Genomic DNA, 20885 nt, shown 5'->3' with positions numbered 1-20885 from the left:
CGGTCGACCGGGGGTCCTGGAGGTCGTCAGCGGTGGGCCGTCGCTCTGCCCAGCAGGACGCCGACCAGGACCGTCTGGACTCCGGCCGCCGTGCCGTACACGGTCAGGGCCACCCAGTGCGGGCTGCCCGCGTGGGTCGCCAGGGCGAGGGTCTGGGCCAGGGCGGCGGCGCAGCAGGTCGCTGCCGCGTGGAGGACTGCGCCGACGGACTGGAGCAGGAGGCTTGTCCAGAGGACGACACCCAGGAGGAGCAGGCCGGTGAGTCTGATGCCTTGTGTGCCTGGGGAGGTCGGCCAGAGGGTCGAGGTGGTGAGGCTGAGGGTGAGGAGGGTGGTGAGGTAGGTGGTGAGGTACTTGATGAGGGTGAGGGTTGTGGTGTGGCGGAAGGTTTTTGGGGTGGTGGTGGAGCGTAGGGCGGTGAGGGTGTTGCTGCGGAAGCGGTGGAGGAGGTATTCGGCGGGGCCCATGCTGAGGGTCAGTGCGAGGGCGTCGTCCAGGGAGTAGAGGACGAGGATGCCGGTGCTCAGGCCGAACAGGGCGTACGGGAGAGACGCTGCGAGTTGGGGGCCCTTTGTTGTCGGTCGGCTGCGGGTTCGTTGTGGCTTGTCGCGCCCACGCGGCGGTAGCCGCAAATCAAATACAGCCCCGCGCCCCTTTGGGGCGCTCCTGGCAGGCGTGACTTTCAGTGCGGCCAGGATCGCCACCGTCGCCAGGGAGGTCAGCAGCAGGAGGGCTCTTGCCTCGTTCGGTATGGGGTGGATCATGGTCAGGGTTGCGCCTGCCGTCATCGGCAACAAGGCGGCCAGGAGGGCTCGTTCGCGGTGCAGTACCAGGAGGATCGTGGCCGCTCCCAGGTAGCAGGACTGGCCGGCTGCGAAGAGCACGGCGGTCGGGTCTCCTGATCCGCCGGCAGCCAGTGCGGCCAGGGTGCCCAGCAGGGCGCCGGCCGGAGCCCCTAGGAGCAAGGTGCGGCGGGCCGAGTCGGGGGCGTCCAGGCTCAACCAGGAGTATGCGCGGTGGGACAGGGCCTGATTCCAGGTCCAGGCGACCAGGGCTCCTGTCAGGAGTGGGAGGCCCGGGGCGGCCAGGAGGGGGGCTCCGAGGACGTAGCCGAGGCCGGGGAGGGCGAAGACCACGCCTCTCAGGAGACAGGCCAGCAGGTCGGTCCGCCAGGGGTCGTGGGGTGGGCCCTCCGGTTCGGGGTAGCGGCGCTCGACCCGGTCGTACAGCTCCTCGGCGAGTGCGAAGGAGTTCTTGACGCCGTACCGCTTGCGTATCTGGTCGTCCGACATGCCGTCGGACTCCAACAGGGCGGCTATCTCGTCCGGGTGGACGGCGGCGGCTATGAAGTCGTCGAGTCTGTCCGCCAGTTGGTCTATCGGGTCGGGCTCGGCCCAGCTGGGCGGCTTGCGTTGGCGGGGTATCACGGGGAGCGTGTCGGAGCCCGCGCCCGGCGGCATCCGGATGCTTCCGCTCACCAGCCGGTCCCGTCCGTCGCTACGGCCCGGTACCAGGGGTCGCGCAGTTCGAGGGTCCAGTCGGCGACGGTCTCCAGGGTGGGCTCGTAGGCCTGGGGCCCGCCGGCGAGTTCCTGGTAGATGGTGCGGAAGGCGTCCACGGAACGGCGGAGCGTGAAACGGTCGATCACCCGCTGACGGGCCGACTGGCCGAGTTTCAGGCGCCGTTCGTCGTCCCGGAGCAGGGTCAGGGCGGCTGCCGCCATCTTCTCCGGCTCGCGCGGCGGGACCACCAGACCGGTGTCGCCGACGGCCTCGCTGACGCCGCCCACGTCCGTCGAGACCGTCGTACGGCCGCAGGACATCGCCTCGATGATGGAGAACGGGAAGCCCTCGGAGATCGACGACAGCATGACGATGTGACCGGCCGCGTAGGCGCGCCAGACCTCGCTGATACGGCCCTCGAAGGTCAGCCCGTCGGTGACGCCGAGTTCGGCGGCGAGTTTCTCCAGGCGAGTCTTGTAGGCCTCGCCGCCCGCCGGTACCGGGCCGAACAACCGCAGCCTGGTCTCCGGGAGTTCGGCGCGGACCATGGCGTACGCGTGGAGGAGGGTCTCCAGGTCCTTGATCGGGTCGACGCGTCCGCACCAGGTGAGGGTCGGGACCTCGGGCTCGGGGCCGGCGTGCGGGAAGGCGTGCGGGTCGACGCCGTTGTAGACCGTGCGGATCTTGTCGGCGTCGGCGCCGCCGCGCTCCTCCCAGCGGCGGTTGTACTGGTTGCAGGGGGTGATGAGGTCGGCCTCGCGGTAGCCGAGGGTGTTCAGCTCGCGGTAGAAGCCGAGCATGAACGCCTTGACGGGCCAGCGCTGTTCACCGCTGCGGTAGCCGAGGTAGCGCTCGCGCAGATAGATGCCGTGCTCGGTGAGGAGGAAGGGCACGCCGTCCAGCTTGTGCGCGGCGAGCGCGGGCAGGGTGGCGAGGCCGCTGCTGACCGCGTGGGCGACGGAGTCCTCGGGGATGCGGGTGCCGAGGGGGCGAAGTGCGTGTTCCAGGAGGTCCGTTGCCGTCAACGCGTCGTGAACTGTCGGGCGTGCTTCGGCGGTTGGGAGGTGGGGCGTCGTCCAGATCCGCATCAGCGAGCGCAGCGCCGATTCCGTGCGCAGGGCCGCCGACAGGCGTCCGTCGCGGGCCAGTTGGGCCAGTTCGTAGAAGGCCTCGCCGAAGTCGCAGGGGGCCTGAGGGTCCAGGAAGGAGAGGAGGAAGCGTTCGTAGGTGGCGATGAAGCGGCGGCGGGACCGGCCCAGGGGGGCGCGGGCGCGGCCTGGGCGGGGGCCCCAGGTCGGTACGGAGGTGTGTTGGTAGATGTTGGGTGGTAGCTCCCAGGTCACGGGTTCGCGGCCGTTGCCGGTGAGGGAGATTATGTGGAAGTCGACTTCGGGCATGCCCTTGACCAGTTGGTCGCACCAGGTGCTTACCCCTCCGTGGACGTGCGGGTAGGTGCCTTCGGTGAGCATGGTTACGTGGCGGCCGGTTCGCAGCACGGGTTGCTCTCCCCTGGGTGCGGGTGATGTGTGGGGGGTCGGGACCGATGCCGAGTGCGGGTGCGTTGTGGCTTGTCGCGCCCACGCGGCGGTAGCCGCAAATCAAATACAGCCCCGCGCCCCTTCGGGGCAGCTGCCTCGAAGGGGCAGCGCCTCTATGGCAGGTTCAGCGTTAGCCCGGACTGCAGTAGGTCCGGGGTGGTCCAGGCTGACTGTCTGCCTGCGTACGGGGTGCCGAACGTCGTGGTGCCCAGCAGGAGTTGCTTGGTTGTTCCCGTCGGGGCTGTGAACGGGATCTGGGTGCCGGGCGGGGCCGTGACCGTGATGGTGGTGCCGACTCTGTATGCCGTGACCGTGTTGTTCGTGACTGCGGTCTGCCAGGCCGCTCGGCGTTGGAGTTCGGTGCCGATCTCGCTCTGGCGGGGGTTCTCCAGTGGGGTGTTGTCGGCGTACAGGGAGCGGTAGTCGGTGAGGACCTGGTTCAGGACCGGGTACAGGGTGCGGTCCTCGGCCAGGTTGGACTGGTGGGCGTAGTGCGGGCGCGGGTCGCCCGAGATGGCGTGCCCGAGTGCGGTGCGGGCCTCCTGCGGGACGATGTGCGAGAGGTAGCCGGTGGCGGTGTCCAGCGGCTCGTCCAGGCAGGTGGAGGTCGGGTTGTTCTCGCAGATGCCGCTGCCGCCGTCGGCCGCCGAGGTGTAGATCCAGTTGTACTCGTCGGCCATCTCGGCCGCCGTGCCCGTGTTGTAGTACACGTTCATCGGGTAGCGCGGCACGGTCAGTATGCTGCTGCCCGCCGAACGCTGGTCCGGCTCGCGGGAGTTGTCGGAGGCGGTCCACTCGATGCCGTTGTCGGCGAGGGCGCCCGCGAGGTTCGGGTTGTCGTCGGGCTGCTGGGGCAGGGTTCGCAGGCCCGAGTGCTCGCCGGTCACCAGCTCGCCGCGCTCGGTCGAAAGACCGTGCGTGAGGCCCCAGTTGTAGTTGTCCGCGATCTCCGTCGAGATGTCTGCGCGGCTCATGTACTGAGTTGAGCCATCCGTGTTCCTGGCGCAGCTCCAGGGCACGGTGGAGGTGTCCTGGACACAGCCGAGGTACTGGTGGGTGTACGTGTGGTTCACCCAGCGGTAGTCGGCCTTGTCGGCGAGGAGCTGGTCGGTGAGGGCGTCCGTGCCGCCGTTCTCGCTCTTCCACTCCTCCCCTGAGCCCGCGTTGTAGACCATGTCGAACGTGAAGCCGCTGCTCTGCTGCCACTCGGCCGCGTACACGGCGTCCGCCGCCGTCATACGGATCGGCGTGGTGCCCTCGCCGTCACCGCCGACGCAGTCGAAGTCGCCCGGTGTGCAGTTGCGTTCGGCGTCCCAGCGACTGTCCGGCGCGAAGACGTCGTCGACGTGGACGGAGAAGTAGTTCCGGCTCTGGCCCAGATGCACTCCCTGGGTCAGCCATTCCACGATCCCCCGGGCCAGCACCCGGAACTGCTGCTGGTACGCGTTGTACGCGAAGGTCACGACGAGTTCGCGGCGCCCGTCGTGCGCGTACTCACCGACCAGGCTCCCCCGGCCGGTCCCGCCCGGTACGGCGGCGTCGACGTAGCTGGTGAAGCCCGTCCGAGGGCCGGCCACGAAGCCGTAACTCTCCTGTACGGAGGGCGAGTTGTCCTCGAAGGCGAGCGGGCCGTCGAGATAGCCGAAATAGCCCTGCCGGCCCGCGTCGGTGACGGCGGCCTCCTGGCCGTCCAGCGTGCCGGAGTAGGAGCTGTAGTCGAGGCCGACCCCCGGGTGCGCCCAGGTGTAGGCGTCGACCTGCGGGATGCCGTACGTCGTCTCGTAGGCCTCCAGAGCCGTCTGCTCCGCCGAACCCGCCCCGAACGGGGCCTCGTTGGGCAGCACCACGCCCTGGAACCTGGCCCGGGGTGTCCCGCCCACCGTGTCGCTCAGGAACGCGGCGTCGATCGTCGGGCGGCTCGTGTCGTTCAGGTCGACGGTCGTGTACGGGATGCCCGTGTCCGCCAGCTCGGCCGTGATGGCCTCCACCGGGCTGTCGCCGTTGTCCACGACGAGCACCCTCAGGTCGATGCGCGGCTCCTCGGCCGCCGCCGCACCGGGTGCCCCGAGGCCCAGCGCCAGCAGTCCGGTCGCCGTCACGGCGACGACTGTGGTGTACCGGGTGTACCGGGAAAATTTCCATCTGCGCGCACTCGGCGCCATGTTCGCCCCTCCCCCAACAGCGCCCGCTCGGTGGTCGATTCCGAGCAGGATCCGAAGAAAGCATGCAGAAGCGGTAAGCAAGCAACTCCCCACAACCGGGGAGTGTGACTGAGGTCACCGGAAGTGAAGGGTGAGAAGTGGCCACAGCGTCACTGCCAGGTGAACGTCCGCAGGAATGAGCGAAACCGGCCACCGAGCGTAGGCTCGTGCCGGGTGTACCAACCCCGGTACGGACCACCCCCCAGGGCCGGATTCAGGGTCGCTTGTCGGGCCCGGTCGCCCCACTCCACTCGGCCACAGAAACTTTTCAGACGGAAGCGAGAATTCACCACCGTGACTGCTCTCACTCTCAGCACCGCCGCGGCGCCCGGCCTCCGGGCCGACGCGATCGTCGTCGGTGTCGCCAAGGGCGCTGCATCCAAGTCGGGAGGGCTGGTCCTCGCACCGGGCGCCGAGGCCGTGGACCAGGCGTACGACGGCAAGCTCGCCGACGTCCTGGGAACCCTCGGCGCCTCCGGTGCCGAGGGCGAGGTGACCAAGCTGCCCGCTCCGGCCGGCTTCAAGGCACCCATCGTCGTGGCCGTGGGCCTCGGCGCGCTGCCCGAGAAGGACGAGACCTTCGGCGCCGAGTCGCTGCGCCGGGCCGCCGGTGTGGCCGCCCGCACCCTCGCCGGCGCCAAGAAGGCCGCCTTCGCCCTGCCCATCGAGGACGCCGCCGACGCCGGTGCGATCGGCGAGGGCGCGCTGCTCGGGGCGTACGCCTTCGACGCGTACAAGGAGATCGGCAGGAACGGCAAGGACGCGAAGAACGGCAAGGGGCCGCTCGCCGAGATCGCCCTGCTCGGCGGCAAGCCGCGCGACGCCGCGTACAAGGCGGCCGTCGCCCGTGCCACCGCCGTGTCCGAGGAGCTGAACCGCGCCCGCGACCTGATCAACACCCCGCCGAACGACCTCAACCCGGAGGCCTTCGCCGCCGTCGCGCAGGCCGCGGCCGAGGAGCACGGCATCGGCGTGCAGGTGCTCGACGTCCAGGCGCTGGAGGAGGGCGGCTACGGCGGCATCCTCGGCGTCGGCGCCGGTTCCGCCGCCGGGCCCCGGCTGGTGAAGCTGACGTACACGCACGAGGCCGCGAGCAAGCACCTCGCCTTCGTCGGCAAGGGCATCACCTACGACTCGGGCGGCATCTCGCTCAAGCCCGCCGGGCACAACGAGACGATGAAGTGCGACATGAGCGGGGCGGCGGCGGTCTTCGCCGCGGTCGTCGCCGCCGCGCGGCTCGGTCTCGCGGTCAACGTCACCGGCTGGCTGGCGCTGGCCGAGAACATGCCGTCCGGCTCCGCCACCCGCCCGGGTGACGTGCTGCGCATGTACAGCGGCAAGACGGTGGAGGTCCTCAACACCGACGCCGAGGGCCGGCTCGTCCTCGCCGACGCCCTGTGGGCCGCCTCGGCGGAGAAGCCGGACGCGATCGTCGACGTGGCGACGCTCACCGGCGCGATGATGCTGGCGCTGGGGAACCGGACGTACGGGATCATGGCGAACGACGACGCGTTTCGCTCCGCGGTGCACGAGGCGGCGGAGGAGGTGGGGGAGGCGGCGTGGCCGATGCCGCTGCCGGATCACCTGAAGAAGGGGATGGAGTCTCCTACCGCCGACATCGCGAACATGGGTGAGCGGTACGGGGGTGGGCTGGTCGCGGGGCTGTTCCTGCGGGAGTTCGTGGGTGAGGGGATCACCTGGGCGCACCTCGACATCGCGGGGCCCGCGTTCAATGAGGGCGGTCCCTTTGGGTACACCCCCAAAGGTGGGACCGGGACTGCGGTTCGTACGTTGGTGCGGCTGGCTGAGCTGACTGCTGTCGGCGACCTGGGCTGAGAGTGCGTTGAGCGGTTTTAGGTGACGGGACCTCGCGTGCGGGTAGTGCCGGGGTCCCGTTTCGCCTACTAGCTCGGTCGCGTGCGTCGTCTTGCGGGTGCGGGTCGTGTGTGGCTTGTCGCGCAGTTCCCCGCGCCCCTGGGTACGCTCCCCAGCCGTCTGCTTCCAAGCACTGGGGTGTCCGTCACACCAGCCCGGCGTCTCGTCCGGGGCTGACAAGTGCGAAGATGGGGCTCGGCAGGATAGGGCCCCCACCACAGGGCCGAAGAAAGACGGCCGGACACCAGCCGCCGCCCGGTCACTGACGACCGGCGTACGGCGCACATGCATGGAGGACGTGACGTGGCGAACGACGCCAGCACCGTTTTCGACCTAGTGATCCTCGGCGGTGGCAGTGGCGGTTACGCCGCGGCGCTGCGCGGGGCCCAGCTGGGGCTTGACGTCGCCCTGATCGAGAAGGACAAGGTCGGCGGTACCTGCCTGCACCGGGGATGCATCCCCACCAAGGCCCTGCTGCACGCGGGCGAGATCGCCGACCAGGCCCGCGAGAGCGAGCAGTTCGGCGTCAAGGCCACCTTCGAGGGCATCGACGTCCCGGCGGTCCACAAGTACAAGGACGAGGTCATCTCGGGTCTGTACAAGGGACTCCAGGGGCTCGTCGCCTCCCGCAAGGTCACCTACATCGAGGGTGAGGGGCGGCTCTCCTCCCCCACCTCCGTCGACGTGAACGGGCAGCGGATCCAGGGCCGCCACGTCCTGCTGGCGACCGGCTCCGTGCCGAAGTCGCTGCCGGGCCTGGAGATCGACGGCAACCGGATCATCTCCTCGGACCACGCCCTCGTCCTGGACCGGGTGCCGGAGTCGGCCATCGTCCTCGGCGGCGGTGTCATCGGCGTCGAGTTCGCGTCCGCGTGGAAGTCCTTCGGTACGGACGTCACGATCATCGAGGGTCTGAAGCACCTGGCCCCCCTCGAGGACGAGAACTCCTCCAAGCTTCTTGAGCGCGCGTTCCGCAAGCGCGGCATCAAGTTCAACCTGGGCACCTTCTTCTCGAAGGCCGAGTACACCGCGAACGGTGTCAAGGTCACCCTTGCCGACGGCAAGGAGTTCGAGGCCGAGGTGCTGCTCGTGGCGGTGGGCCGTGGGCCCGTTTCCGCCGGCCTCGGTTACGAGGAGCAGGGCGTCGCGCTGGACCGCGGCTACGTCCTGGTCGACGAGTACATGCGGACGAACGTCCCGACCATCTCCGCCGTCGGTGACCTGGTCCCGACGCTCCAGCTCGCGCACGTCGGCTTCGCCGAGGGCATCCTGGTGGCGGAGCGTCTGGCCGGTCTGAAGGCCGTCCCGATCGACTACGACGGCGTGCCCCGGGTGACGTACTGCCACCCCGAGGTCGCCTCCGTGGGCATCACCGAGGCCAAGGCCAAGGAGATCTACGGTGCGGACAAGGTCGTCGCTCTGAAGTACAACCTCGCGGGCAACGGCAAGAGCAAGATCCTCAAGACCGCGGGCGAGATCAAGCTCGTCCAGGTCAAGGACGGTGCCGTGGTCGGCGTCCACATGGTCGGCGACCGCATGGGCGAGCAGGTCGGCGAAGCCCAGCTGATCTACAACTGGGAGGCGCTGCCCGCCGAGGTCGCGCAGCTCATCCACGCCCACCCGACGCAGAGCGAGGCGCTCGGCGAGGCCCACCTGGCCCTGGCCGGCAAGCCGCTGCACTCCCACGACTGATCCCTCGGTCGACGGACGACGACACAGACTTCCGCAATTCGTAAGGAGCAACCGAAACCATGGCGGTTTCCGTAACCCTTCCGGCGCTCGGTGAGAGCGTCACCGAGGGCACTGTCACCCGCTGGCTGAAGGCCGAGGGCGAGCGCGTCGAGGCCGACGAGCCGCTGCTGGAGGTGTCGACCGACAAGGTCGACACCGAGATCCCCTCGCCCGTCTCCGGTGTCCTGGCGTCCATCAAGGTCGCCGAGGACGAGACGGTCGAGGTCGGCGCCGAGCTGGCCCTGATCGACGACGGCAGCGGCGCCCCCGCTGCCGCCCCTGCCCCGGCCGCCGAGCCCGTCGCGGCTCCGGCTGCTGCCCCGGCCCCCGTGGCCGAGGCGCCCGCCGCCCCGGCCCCTGCCCCGGCTGCGGCTCCGGCCGCCGCCGCTGCTTCTCCCGCAGGGGTCGGCGCGTCCGGCACCGACGTCACCCTTCCCGCGCTCGGCGAGAGCGTCACCGAGGGCACCGTCACCCGCTGGCTGAAGTCGGTCGGCGACAGTGTCGAGGCCGACGAGCCGCTGCTGGAGGTGTCCACCGACAAGGTCGACACCGAGATCCCGGCACCCGTCTCCGGTGTGCTCCTGGAGATCGTGGTCGGCGAGGACGAGACCGCCGAGGTCGGCGCCAAGCTGGCCGTGATCGGCGCCCCGGGTGCCGCTCCGGCGGCTGCCCCGGCACCGGCCGCCCCGGCTCCGGCGCCCGTCGCCGCCGCCCCGGCGCCCGCTCCGGCCCCGGCCGCGCCCGTCGCGCCCCCGGCCCCCGTGGCTCCGCCCGCTCCGGCCCCCGCGCCGGTCCAGGCCGCGGCTCCGGTCGCTCCCCCGGCGCCCGCGCCGGCCGCGCCCGCCCCGGTCACCCCGGCTCCGGCTCCCGCCGCCGCGCAGGCCACCGACGAGGGCGCGTACGTCACCCCGCTGGTGCGCAAGCTCGCCGCCGAGAACGGCGTCGACCTGGGCACCGTCAAGGGCACCGGCGTCGGCGGCCGTATCCGCAAGCAGGACGTCCTCGCCGCCGCCGAGGCCGCGAAGGCCGCCGCGGCTGCTCCGGCGCCCGCTGCCGCCGCCCCGGCCGCCAAGAAGGCTCCGGCCCTGGAGGCCTCTCCCCTCCGCGGCCAGACCATCAAGATGCCTCGCATCCGCAAGGTCATCGGCGACAACATGGTGAAGGCCCTGCACGAGCAGGCCCAGCTGTCCTCGGTCGTCGAGGTCGACGTCACCCGCCTGATGCGCCTGCGCAACAAGGCCAAGGACTCCTTCGCGGCCCGCGAGGGCGTCAAGCTCTCCCCGATGCCGTTCTTCGTGAAGGCGGCGGCCCAGGCGCTGAAGGCGCACGCGCCCGTCAACGCCCGGATCAACGTGGCCGAGGGCACGATCACCTACTTCGACACCGAGAACATCGGTATCGCGGTGGACTCCGAGAAGGGCCTGATGACCCCGGTCATCAAGCACGCGGGCGACCTCAACATCGCCGGCATCGCCAAGGCCACGGCCGAGCTGGCGGGCAAGGTCCGGGCCAACAAGATCACCCCGGACGAGCTGTCCGGCGCGACCTTCACCATCTCCAACACCGGCTCGCGCGGCGCGCTCTTCGACACGATCATCGTGCCGCCGAACCAGGTCGCGATCCTGGGCATCGGCGCGACGGTCAAGCGCCCGGCGGTCATCGAGACGGAGGAGGGCACGGTCATCGGCGTACGCGACATGACGTACCTGACCCTGTCCTACGACCACCGCCTGGTCGACGGCGCCGACGCGGCCCGTTACCTGACGGCCGTCAAGGCGATCCTGGAGGCGGGCGAGTTCGAGGTCGAGCTGGGCCTCTGATCAGCCTCGCAGCAGTACGCACGGTGCCCCGCCCGGAGTCTTCCGGGCGGGGCACCGTCGTTCCGGCCTCTAATGGGGCTTGAGCTTGTTGTCCGTCCAGCCCACCAGCGACTCCACCCACACGTTCGGGATCGCCAGCTTGGCGGCCTTCGGGAGGTGCCTGGTCCGGTAGGCCCTCAGGACGTCGTACGTGGCGTCCAGGCAGTCCCGGGAGGTCAGCTCGCCGGTCTCCGGGTCGACGCCGACCAGGAACCCTCGCTTCTCGACGACGGGGATCATCTCCCGGGCCGCCGCGACATCGCTCCGCGACGAGTCCGTACAGCGGTAGCGGCTGTACGGGTGCTCCGACCTGCCCGGATAGTGCGCGTCCCGGGACATCTCGCTGAGCATCCTCTTGTACGAGCCCTCCGCGTGCCAGGCCCCGATGTCACCGCCGGGCGGGGTGTAGAGCTTGCCGGACGGGTTCTCGACCGCTCCGTACACCCAGCGGTCGGTGCCCGTGATCCGGAAGCCCCAGCCGACGTGCCCGAACTTCTGCGCACCGTCGGGCTTCACGAAGACGCAGGCTCCGCCGGAACGCCGGGGCCCGGCGGCGGCCGACATGCCCTGGAGCCCCTCGACAGCACCCGTCGCCGTGGCCGGTTTCTCCTCGCTACTCGTGCCGGCGCCGAACTGGCACCCCGTCACGCCCACGACCACCCCGGCCACCACCGCCGCGACCCACAGACCGAAACCGTTCATCCCATCCCCCGATGGTCCGAGGGACGCCCCGTTCGCGAACCCTCCGCAGACGGCGACACCCGGTGCGGGCCCGCGGGTTTCACCGACGAGAGGGCGGTGACACGGCGGTGACGGCTCCGCACCGGCACCGGTACATCCGCCGCCGTACGCGCTGTGGCGTGCGCCCTGTCCAGTCTGTAACGCTCGTCTCACGTGCGCCCGCACTCGTGCCCGGAAACCCTCTGGACAGGGACGCGGCCGTATTGTCTATAGGTCAACGCCCCTGGGGCCGAAGCCCCTCCCTCAAGGAGCCCTCATGACCGCGCCCGTCGTCCACTCGCTGCGCGAGCAGATCCGCGAGCACATCGTGGAGGGGATCGTCAGCGGGCGCTGGAAGCCGGGCGAGCGGATCGTCGAGCGCCGGATCGCGACCGAGCTGGAGGTCAGCCAGACCCCCGTACGGGAGGCGCTGCGCGAGCTGGAGTCGCTGCGGCTGATCGAGTCGGCCCCCAACAAGGGCGTCCGCGTCCGGAATCTCACCGCCGCCGACCTGGAGGAGAGCTACCCCGTCCGGGCCGGCCTGGAGGCCATCGCGGCCGAGCTGGCGGCGGAGAAGCTCGCGGACGACTGCTCGGCCCTCGAACCACATGTCGCCGCCCTGTACGAGGCCGACCGCGAGTCGGACGGCACCGGCCAGGTCCGGCACACGGTGGCGTTCCACCGCGAGATGGTGCGCGCGGCCGGGAACTCGGTGCTGCTGCACACCTGGGAGGGGCTGGGCATCGAGGTGTTCACGGCCCTGTCGATCCGCTGGCTGGGGACGGTCCAGCAGTCGTACGCGGAGGAGCACGATGAGCTGGTCGCAGCCTTCCGGCGCCGGGATCCTCGGATCGCGGAGCTGGTGAAGGCGCATGTGCTGGGCTGCGCGCCGCGCCCCTGACGCGCCCGGCAGGCACCCGGTACGCACCCGAGTACGCACCCGCTCACCTGCGAAAATCCCCGGAAAACGCGGCACGGCGTGCCCGCCCGAAAGGCACCCCGTGCCTACTTTCTTGCTATCAAGAGGTTTTGCCCTTCAACCCTTTGATCGATCATCGATCAGCGAGTTATTGTCGCCGACGGGTCCCTACAAGGACCCACCGCCCTGTCCTGCCAATGACCAAGGGCACCCCCGAACCCTTACCGACGAGGGAACCCCCTTCGACTGAGGAAGGCGGCGACATGACCGACCCCAAGGCCATCCAGCCGAGCGAGCTCGACCAGCTCCCCGACCGCGACCCCGAGGAGACCGCCGAATGGCAGGCCTCCCTGGACGCGGTCACCAAGGCGGCCGGGCCGCACCGTGCCGCATATCTGATGCGCCGCACACTGGAGCGCGCCGAGGGCAACGGCATCGCGCTGCCCAAGCTCCTGGAGACGGACTACGTCAACACCATCCCGACCGCCGCCGAGCCCGCAGTGGACGGCGACGAGGCGATGGAACACCGGATCGCCTCCTGGAACCGCTGGAACGCGGCGGCCATGGTGACCCGGGGCAGCAAACACGGCGTCGGCGGCCACATCGCCACCTTCGCCTCGGCCGCCTGGCTGTACGAGACGGGCTTCAACCACTTCTTCAAAGGCAAGGAATCCCAGGAGTCGCCCGGCTCGGGTGACCAGCTGTACATCCAGGGCCACGCCTCCCCCGGTATCTACGCCCGCGCCTTCCTCGACGGCCGGCTGACCGAGGACCACCTCGACAACTTCCGCCGCGAGTCGGGCGGCAACGGCCTCCCGTCGTACCCGCACCCGCGCCGGCTGCCCTGGCTGTGGGAGTTCCCGACGGTGTCGATGGGCCTCGGCCCGCTCTCCGCGATCTACCAGGCGCGCTTCAACCGCTACCTCACCAACCGCAGCATCAAGGACGTCTCCGCGTCCCACGTCTGGGCGTTCCTCGGCGACGGCGAGATGGACGAGCCGGAGTCGACGGCGGCACTCGCGCTCGCCTCCCGCGAGGGCCTGGACAACCTGACCTTCGTCATCAACTGCAACCTCCAGCGTCTCGACGGCCCGGTCCGCGCGAACTTCAAGATCGTGCAGGAGCTTGAGGCGCAGTTCCGCGGCGCGGGCTGGAACGTCATCAAGACCCTGTGGGGTACGGCGTGGGACGAGCTGTTCCAGCTCGACACGACGGGCGCGCTCGTACGGCGGCTCCGCGAGGTGCCGGACGCCCAGGTGCAGACGTACCAGACGCGTGACGCCGCCTACATCCGCGCCGACTTCTTCGGCAAGGACCCGGCGCTCGCCGAGATGGCGAAGCTGCTGAGCGACGACAAGATCCTTGAGTGTTTCCACCTGTCTCGCGGTGGCCACGAGTCGCGCAAGGTGTACGCGGCCTACAAGGCGGCGCTCGCGCACAAGGGCGCGCCGACGGTGATCCTGGCCCAGACGGTCAAGGGCTTCACGCTGGGCAAGGGCTTCGCGTCGAAGAACGCCAACCACCAGATGAAGAAGCTGACGGTGGACGAGTTCAAGCAGATGCGTGACCTGCTCGAACTCCCCATCTCCGACAGCCAGTTCGTGGACGGTGTGGTCCCCTACGGCCACCCGGGCGCCGACTCCCCCGAGGTCCGCTACCTCCAGGAGCGCCGCGCGGCGCTGGGCGGCCCGGCTCCGGCCCGCCGTACGCAGGCGCTGGACCCGCTCCCCGCCCCCGCCGAAAAGGCGTTCACGTCGTTCGACAAGGGCTCCGGCTCGCAGAACGTGGCGACGACGATGGCCTTCGTACGCCTGGTCAAGGACCTGGTCCGCGACAAGGAGACGGGCCGCCGATGGGTACCGATCGTGCCCGACGAGGCACGCACCTTCGGCATGGAGTCGCTCTTCCCCTCCCTCGGGATCTACTCCCCCAAGGGCCAGACGTACGAGCCGGTCGACCGCGACCAGTTGATGTACTACAAGGAGGCCAAGGACGGCCAGATCCTCAACGAGGGGATCACCGAGGCCGGTTCCATGGCGGACTTCATCGCCGCGTCGACGTCGTACTCGACGCACGGCGAGCCGATGATCCCCTTCTACATCTTCTACTCGATGTTCGGCTGGCAGCGCACCGCCGACCAGATGTGGCAGCTCGGCGACCAGCTCGGCCGCGGCTTCCTGGTCGGCGCGACGGCGGGCCGTACGACGCTGACGGGCGAGGGCCTGCAGCACGCGGACGGCCACTCCCCCGTCATCGCCGCGACGAACCCGGCGGCGCTGTCGTACGACCCGGCGTTCGCGTACGAGGTGGCGGTGATCGTCCGTGACGGCCTCCGCCGGATGTACGGCGAGGCTGCGCCGGGCGAGGACCCGAACGTCTTCTACTACCTGACGGTCTACAACGAACCGATCCCGCAGCCCGCGAAGCCGGTTGCGCCGGGGCTCGACGAAGGCATCGTCAAGGGCCTGTACCGCTTCAACACGGCGGAGTCGGCGGGGCTGAGCGTGAGCGCGGCCAACGCGCCGCGTATCCAGCTGCTCGGCTCCGGTACGGCGATCCACTGGACCCTGGAGGCGCAGCGGCTGCTCGCCGAGGAGTGGGGCGTGGCGGCGGACGTCTGGTCGGCGACGTCCTGGACCGAGCTGCGGCGGGATGCACTGGAGGCGGATGCGGCGCTGCTGCGGGGTGAGGAGCGGGTGCCGTACGTCCGGCAGGTGCTTCAGGGTGCCGAGGGGCCGGTGCTGGCGGTGTCGGACTACATGCGCCAGGTGCCCGACCAGATCGCGCAGTGGGTCGAGCAGGACTACTCGTCGCTGGGCGCGGACGGATTCGGCCTGTCGGACACGCGGGACGCTGCGCGGCGGTACTTCGGGGTCGACGCGGAGTCGATCGTGGTGGCGGCGTTGGCGCAGTTGGCGCGGCGGGGGGATGTGAAGGCGACGGCGGTGAAGGAGGCACGGGAGCGGTACGGGTTGTAGGCCCCACCGTTTTTCGCCCCCGCCGCCCCTACCCGTTCCCATCCCTGGGGGCTGCGCCCCCAGACCCCCGCTGTCGGCCTGAACGGCCTCGTCCTCAAACGCCGGACGGGCTGAGTCAGTCAGCCCGTCCGGCGTTTGAGGACGAGGCCGTTCAGGCCGAAAGGGGGGTCTAGGGGCGCAGCCCCCAGGGATGGGACGGGTAGGGGCGGCGGGGGCGAAGAAAAACTCAGCCCAGCACCCGCGAACCCCCCACCGGCAGGTCCCACAGGTCCTCGCGGGGCAGACCCGCCTTCTCCCAGGCGGCCCGCGCGCGGGTCAGCGGTTCGAGGACCGGCTCGGCCGACAGGACGAACGTCGCCCAGTGCATCGGAGCCATCCGACGCGCCCCCAGGTCCACGGCCGCCTGCACCGCCTCCTCCGGATCACAGTGCACGTCACTCAGCCACCACCGCGGGTTGTACGCGCCGATCGGCAGCAACGCGAGATCGATACCCGGGTAACGCTGCCCGATCCGACCGAACCAGTGGCCGTACCCGGTGTCACCCGCGAAGTAGACGCGCTGACCGTCCAGGTCGGTGAGCACCCAGCCGCCCCAGAGCGTGCGGCAGGTGTCGGTGAGGCCGCGCTTGGACCAGTGGTGGGCCGGTACGAAGTCGAAGCGGACGCCGTCCAGTTCGGCCGTCTCCCACCAGTCCAGCTCGGTGACGTGGGTGAACCGGCGGCGCCGGAACCAGCGACCGAGCCCGCCCGGCACGAACACCGGGGTGTCGCGCGGGAGTCGGCGCAGGGTCGGGGCGTCCAGGTGGTCGTAGTGGTTGTGGCTGATGACGACGGCGTCCACGCGCGGCAGCGCGCTCCAGGCGACGCCCACGGGGGTGATCCGGGCCGGGGTACCCAGGATGCGGCGCGACCAGACGGGGTCGGTGAGGACGGTGAGCCCGCCGATCCTGACCACCCAACTGGCGTGCCCCGCCCAGGAGACGGCGACCGTGCGCGCGTCCACGCGGGGCAGCGGGCCGGGTTCGAAGGGCAGGCGTGGAATGTCGGCGAGGCCTTCCGGCGTCGGCCGTACCGCGCCCTCTCGGGCGAATCTCGCCATGCCCCTCAGGCCGGGCAGCGGGGCGGTCAGCCGGTCGGCGAAGGAGCGCGGCCACACCCGGTCGCCGTGCGACGGCTGAAGCGCCTCGGGGGTCGTAGTCGGGCCGGTACCTGTACTGATGCTCGTGGTCGTGGTCGACTCGGACTGCTGCGTCATCGAGGAGGCTCCCGTCGCTGAGCGTCGTCACGGAGATCGTCGAAGATCGATCCCACCAGGGTCAACGCGCGTCGCACGTGTGGCAGTTCCAGTGGTTCGGGTGATCTGAGCGACTGCGCCCGTTCCTCGGGCGTGTCGCCGAGCAGCGCGCCCGTGGCCAGCCGGACGCGCAGCGCCGCGAGGTCGTCCCCGAACCGGTGACCGCCCGGCGCGGGCATCCCGAGCCGGGCGCTGAGGAAGTCCTCCAGCTCCTGGGCGTCACCGACACCGTGTGCGCCGAGCGCGGTCCGCAGGGGGCCGAGATCGACGTACAGATGACGGCCCGCGCGCGGGGGCCGGGCCAGACAGCCCGCGGCGATCACCGCGCGGTGCACGGCGACGGCCACGCGCGCGTGCAGGCGTACGCCGGCGGTGAGCCGTTCGGTGACCGGCTCCGGCTCGCCGAGGGCGTAGGCCGCCGCGGCGGCGACCGGTTCGGCGATCCGGGCGTCGAGCGCGGTGAGCACGTCGAGCACGCGCGCGCGTAGGGCGTCGCCGGCGGCGTTCGCGGGGAAGCGGGCGAGGGCGGCCGGCCAGCCCGGCGGCAGCAGCGCGCCGCACAGGTCGGTGACGACAGTGACCTGGTCGGGCAGCATCTCGGCCGGGCTGAGCAGCACGGTGTCGTGCGGCCGGTGCAGGGTGTCGCGCCAGGTCTCGTCGCTGACCAGGTGCAGGCCCTCCGCCGCCGCTGCCTCGGCGGTCTCGTGCAGGAGTTCGGGCGGGGCGACGGTCGCCGTCGGGTCGTCGGCCACGGACAGCACGAGCAGCCGGGGATCACCGCCCTCGGCGCGCACCCTCCGTACGGTCTCCAGGAAGGCGTACGGGTCCGGCACGCCCCCGCACTCGGCGGGCGTGCCCACATGGAACACGGATCTGCCCAACGCCCGTACCTGGGGCGCCCACCAGGCCGCGCAGGGCCGGGGCACCAGGACGTCGCCGCCGATCGCGGCGGTCAGCGCGAGCAGCAGGGCCGGGGCTCCGGGGGCGGCGGCCACCCGGTCGGGGTCGGTGGACAGGCCGCGCCGGGCCCAGTAGCCGCAGGCCGCGTCGAGGAGCGCGCGGCCGCCGCCGGTCGGCTGGGCGTCGGGGCGGTTGGCCGCGGCGGCGAGGACTGCGGCGAGTTCGGGCAGTACGGGGAGTCCGTCGCCGGGGAGCGGCGGGCCGTAGCGGACGGGGCCGTGCCCCTGGGGGTCCGTCCGCCGCATGCGTACCTCCGCGCGGTTGCCGATGGGGTGCCTGGTGGCTGCCTGTGGGTGCTGGTACCCACGGTCACAGGGACTCATGGGAGACCGCTCGGGTTGCTTCGACCGACCGCGCGGAGGGCGCGGGCGGCATCCCGGTCACCCGCGCGCGGACGTGCCCCTGCGGCGCAGCCGGTGTACGGCGGCCCCGGCGGCCCCCGTGATCAGCACTCCCCCGGCGACCAGCGCGGGCACCGAGTCGGTGAAGGCGCCGCCCTGACCGGCTTCTACCCCGCGCTGCACCGGGGCGGGGGTGGGCTCGGCGGGGTGCGTGGGGATGTGGGTGGGCTCGTGCGTGGGGATGTGCGTCGGGGTGTGGGTCGGGCAGGAGGCCACGCCCTGGAAGCCGCTGCTCTGGACGCCGCTGCTCTGGGGGGCGACGCCGTACGACTCGGTGCCGCAGGTGCCGGTGCCGTCGCGCGTGACGGTGAACGTCGCCTGCCACGCCTTGCCCTGCCCCCCGTCCTGCCCCGGACACGTACCGTCGGCGGACCATTCGGAGGCAGGGGCGCCGGCGCTCTGGTCGCCCTCGATGGTCAGGTCGGGCGCGATCTTCGCCGTGCCGCTGTAGGCGGGGCCGGCCGTCAGGTCGTCGTTGCCGGGGACCTGCTGGAGCTGGACGGTGCCCAGTTCGAAGCCCTGCGAGTGCGCGTCGATGGACGCGGGCGGGGTCCCGCCGGTCGCCTCGCAGGCCACGGAGACGGTGACGGTGCCGCCGGGACCGACGGTGCCCGGGCTGACCTCCCCGGCGGCGTCCGCGGACACGGCCGAGGCGGCGGTGCCCAGGACGGCACCGGCTACGGCGGCGACAGACAGGGCACGGGCGGTGCGGCGCATGGCTGGGCTCCTTCGAGCGGCGGCTGCGGAGCACGTCGGGTGATGCCCCGCACCCCCATGACAGCCCGCCGGGGCGCGGGGCGCGCGCGGCCGGACACCATTCGCGGGACAGACACGCCCGAGCGGGTGACGGGCCGGCCCGCTGGTGCCCGGCCACGTCTGTCCGTGCCGACCCACACCCGTACGTCGGCGGACATGATGTCCCGCCACATCACACTGGCCATGGACGAGCACGAAGGGCCGCGGTGTCCGCGCCCGTAGGGGCGCGGGGAACTGCGCGACCGGCCCCCACCGGCCCGCGGCGAACACCACAACCGGCGGAGCTAGGCGGCGTCCTTCATGACCTGGTCCCGCAGCCGGTTGCAGGAGCGGCTGATCAGGCGGGAGACGTGCATCTGGGAGATGCCGAGCTGCTCGGCGATACGGCTCTGGGTCATGTCCCCGAAGAACCGCATGTAGAGGATGGCGCGCTCACGCTCGGGCAGTGCCCGCAGCCGGGGCTTGACGGCCTCGCGGTCGATGACGGTGTCGAGGGCCGGGTCGGCCGCGCCGAGGGCGTCGCTGAGGGAGTATCCGTCGTCGCTGCCGGGCAGTTCGGCGTCGAGGGAGAGCGCGGTGAAGCTCTCCAGCGCCTCCAGGCCGGCCTTGACGTCGTCCTCGCTCATGTCGGCGTGCTGGGCGATCTCGGCGATGGTGGGCCTGCGGCCCGGGATGGTCTGCGCCAGGTCCTGGGAGGCGAACCGTACGCGGTTGCGCAGGTCCTGGACCCGGCGCGGGACGTGCAGGGTCCACATGTGGTCGCGGAAGTGGCGCTTGATCTCACCGGTGACAGTGGGTACGGCGTAGCTCTCGAAGGCGTTCCCGAGTGCGGGGTCGTAGCGGTCGACGGCCTTGACCAGGCCCAACGCGGCCACCTGGCGCAGGTCGTCCATGTTCTCGCCGCGACTGCGGAAGCGGCCCGCGAGCCGGTCGGCCATGGGCAGCCAGGCTTCGACGATCTTCTCGCGCAGTGTGTCGCGCTGCTGGCCCGGGGGAAGGGCCGCGAGCTTGCGGAACGACTCGGCGGTGTCGGGGGCGTCATGGTGGGGATGGCGCTTCGGACTCACTTGGGTGCGCATGGTGCGTCCCAACTCCCTCGAAAGTGCTCTGGGATGGACGGTCACCGTGGAAGCGTGCGTCCAGCCCGGACAGACACACCCGGGGCGGCGGTACACCGCTCCCACGGACGTGCCTCCTGTCCGAAGCACTGATGTTGCGGCTGCCCCGCCTTATGCGTACCAAACAGGTTTTCGAGGACGACACCTGGTGACTCGTCGGACAACGACTGCGCGCGGGTCGCGCGGGTGCCGGCCCCGATGAGGTGCGTGGCGGTGTGTCGGCACCGGATCTTCGGGTACGCGGCGGGCACCCCCGAAGCTCTGGAGGCAGTCATGCAAGGCAGCGGTCGCGTCAGCGCCCATCGCGACGACGAGATGAAACACCAGGTCCAGGACCTGCTAAGGTCCGGCCACCCCACAAGCACCGAGGAGTGGCACGACCCGGAGCCCTCCGCCGAGGACGACCCGCCGATCGCGGGCGGCCCGGTGGCCCCCGGCCGCTCCCCGGCCGGACTGGAGACGGTGCGCTTCGAACTGGCCCGCTTCCTGGCCCGTACGTCCTTCCCGGCCGGCCCGCGCGAACTGCGCGGCCTTCTGCGCGCCGGCCACGCCCCCGACACCCTGGTCGAGCCCCTGGAGCAGCTCCCCAGGAACGCCCGCTACGCCTCCGTACAGAAGCTCGCCGAGGCGATCGTGAGCGGCGGCACCGTGAGCGGCGACCCGGAGTCACACCCGCGCGAACCGTGACCGCACCGGGCCGCAGAACCGAGACAGGGACACCGAGGACCATGCGGCGCCGATGCTCAGTCCCCCGTGCCGATGCTCAGTCCTCCGTGCAGCCCCGGTCCCGGGCACCCTCGCGGGTGCGGCCCGCGGCGACCGGGCGGCGCGGGTGGCGGCGCAGGTACTCGCCCTCCAGCCCCGCCATGCGCGCGTTGTGGGTGCGCAGGGCGTCGTTCGAACCGTGCAGGAGCGTGTCGTGGCGGGTCCGGTGGATCGTCTCCAGCTCCTTCATCAGCTGCTGGTCGTCCAGTCGGCCCGGGTCGACTCCGGTCATGGTGGCACCCCACTCGTCGAGTCGTTCGATACGGCC

15 protein-coding genes are annotated in these 20885 nt (G+C 71.1%); 6 read left to right on the top strand and 9 right to left on the bottom strand.

Features of this window, described 5'->3' with window-relative positions; translation table 11 throughout:
* Positions 1-26 precede the first annotated feature (26 nt).
* The 3 genes from ACWDR4_RS15000 to ACWDR4_RS14990 form a co-directional block, all read right to left on the bottom strand.
* Positions 27-1478: a hypothetical protein gene (locus tag ACWDR4_RS15000; RefSeq protein ID WP_450408492.1), complete on the bottom strand. Its 1452-nt coding sequence runs from the start codon at positions 1476-1478 to the stop codon at positions 27-29.
* Complete coding sequence (gene pelF / locus ACWDR4_RS14995; RefSeq protein WP_450408489.1) at positions 1475-2998, bottom strand: GT4 family glycosyltransferase PelF; 1524 nt, start codon at positions 2996-2998, stop codon at positions 1475-1477. Before pelF ends, ACWDR4_RS15000 begins: the two co-directional genes overlap by 4 nt.
* A 155-nt stretch (positions 2999-3153) precedes the next feature.
* Complete coding sequence (locus ACWDR4_RS14990; RefSeq protein WP_450408486.1) at positions 3154-5202, bottom strand: hypothetical protein; 2049 nt, start codon at positions 5200-5202, stop codon at positions 3154-3156.
* Positions 5203-5535: 333 nt separating this feature from the next.
* Here ACWDR4_RS14990 and ACWDR4_RS14985 point away from each other — a divergent pair, with 333 nt between their 5' ends.
* The 3 genes from ACWDR4_RS14985 (at position 5536) to sucB (ending at position 10667) form a co-directional block, all read left to right on the top strand.
* Positions 5536-7077, top strand: a complete 1542-nt coding sequence (locus ACWDR4_RS14985) for a leucyl aminopeptidase (protein ID WP_450408484.1) — start codon at positions 5536-5538, stop codon at positions 7075-7077.
* Between the two features lie 342 nt (positions 7078-7419).
* Positions 7420-8808 carry a dihydrolipoyl dehydrogenase gene (gene lpdA, locus ACWDR4_RS14980; RefSeq protein WP_450408481.1) on the top strand — a complete coding sequence of 463 codons (1389 nt, stop codon included), beginning with the start codon at positions 7420-7422 and terminating at the stop codon, positions 8806-8808.
* 59 nt (positions 8809-8867) lie between these two features.
* Positions 8868-10667 carry a 2-oxoglutarate dehydrogenase, E2 component, dihydrolipoamide succinyltransferase gene (gene sucB / locus ACWDR4_RS14975; protein WP_450408479.1) on the top strand — a complete coding sequence of 600 codons (1800 nt, stop codon included), beginning with the start codon at positions 8868-8870 and terminating at the stop codon, positions 10665-10667.
* A 69-nt stretch (positions 10668-10736) separates the two neighbouring features.
* Here sucB and ACWDR4_RS14970 read toward each other — a convergent pair whose 3' ends face one another.
* Positions 10737-11408 (bottom strand): hypothetical protein, encoded by a 672-nt coding sequence (locus ACWDR4_RS14970; RefSeq protein WP_450408476.1) that lies wholly within the window; start codon positions 11406-11408, stop codon positions 10737-10739.
* Positions 11409-11703: 295 nt separating this feature from the next.
* On the opposite strand from ACWDR4_RS14970, the gene ACWDR4_RS14965 reads away from it, so the two are divergent.
* Positions 11704-12327 (top strand): GntR family transcriptional regulator, encoded by a 624-nt coding sequence (locus ACWDR4_RS14965; RefSeq protein ID WP_450408473.1) that lies wholly within the window; start codon positions 11704-11706, stop codon positions 12325-12327.
* 281 nt (positions 12328-12608) lie between these two features.
* Positions 12609-15323, top strand: coding sequence for a pyruvate dehydrogenase (acetyl-transferring), homodimeric type (gene aceE / locus ACWDR4_RS14960; RefSeq protein WP_450408472.1), 2715 nt, complete (start codon positions 12609-12611; stop codon positions 15321-15323).
* A 226-nt stretch (positions 15324-15549) separates the two neighbouring features.
* Here aceE and ACWDR4_RS14955 read toward each other — a convergent pair whose 3' ends face one another.
* The 4 genes from ACWDR4_RS14955 to ACWDR4_RS14940 all read right to left on the bottom strand — a co-directional run bounded on the left by ACWDR4_RS14955 (position 15550) and on the right by ACWDR4_RS14940 (position 19813).
* Complete coding sequence (locus tag ACWDR4_RS14955) at positions 15550-16578, bottom strand: MBL fold metallo-hydrolase (protein ID WP_450408469.1); 1029 nt, start codon at positions 16576-16578, stop codon at positions 15550-15552.
* Complete coding sequence (locus ACWDR4_RS14950) at positions 16575-17822, bottom strand: aminotransferase class I/II-fold pyridoxal phosphate-dependent enzyme (RefSeq protein ID WP_450408466.1); 1248 nt, start codon at positions 17820-17822, stop codon at positions 16575-16577. The genes ACWDR4_RS14955 and ACWDR4_RS14950 overlap by 4 nt, the downstream gene beginning before the upstream one ends.
* 135 nt (positions 17823-17957) lie before the next feature.
* Complete coding sequence (locus ACWDR4_RS14945) at positions 17958-18695, bottom strand: hypothetical protein (protein WP_450408465.1); 738 nt, start codon at positions 18693-18695, stop codon at positions 17958-17960.
* Between the two features lie 323 nt (positions 18696-19018).
* Complete coding sequence (locus ACWDR4_RS14940) at positions 19019-19813, bottom strand: RNA polymerase sigma factor SigF (protein ID WP_450408462.1); 795 nt, start codon at positions 19811-19813, stop codon at positions 19019-19021.
* Positions 19814-20125: 312 nt separating this feature from the next.
* On the opposite strand from ACWDR4_RS14940, the gene ACWDR4_RS14935 reads away from it, so the two are divergent.
* Positions 20126-20539 (top strand): DUF2795 domain-containing protein, encoded by a 414-nt coding sequence (locus tag ACWDR4_RS14935; RefSeq protein WP_450408459.1) that lies wholly within the window; start codon positions 20126-20128, stop codon positions 20537-20539.
* A gap of 76 nt (positions 20540-20615) precedes the next feature.
* On the opposite strand, the gene ACWDR4_RS14930 is transcribed toward ACWDR4_RS14935, so the two are convergent.
* Positions 20616-20849 (bottom strand): DUF6158 family protein, encoded by a 234-nt coding sequence (locus tag ACWDR4_RS14930; RefSeq protein WP_450408457.1) that lies wholly within the window; start codon positions 20847-20849, stop codon positions 20616-20618.
* Positions 20850-20885: the final 36 nt, after the last annotated feature.

It is taken from the genome of Streptomyces sp. NPDC000878 (assembly GCF_053599695.1).
The sequence above is the reverse complement of the archived record's forward strand: the minus strand, read 5'-3'. Positions and strand labels throughout refer to the sequence as shown.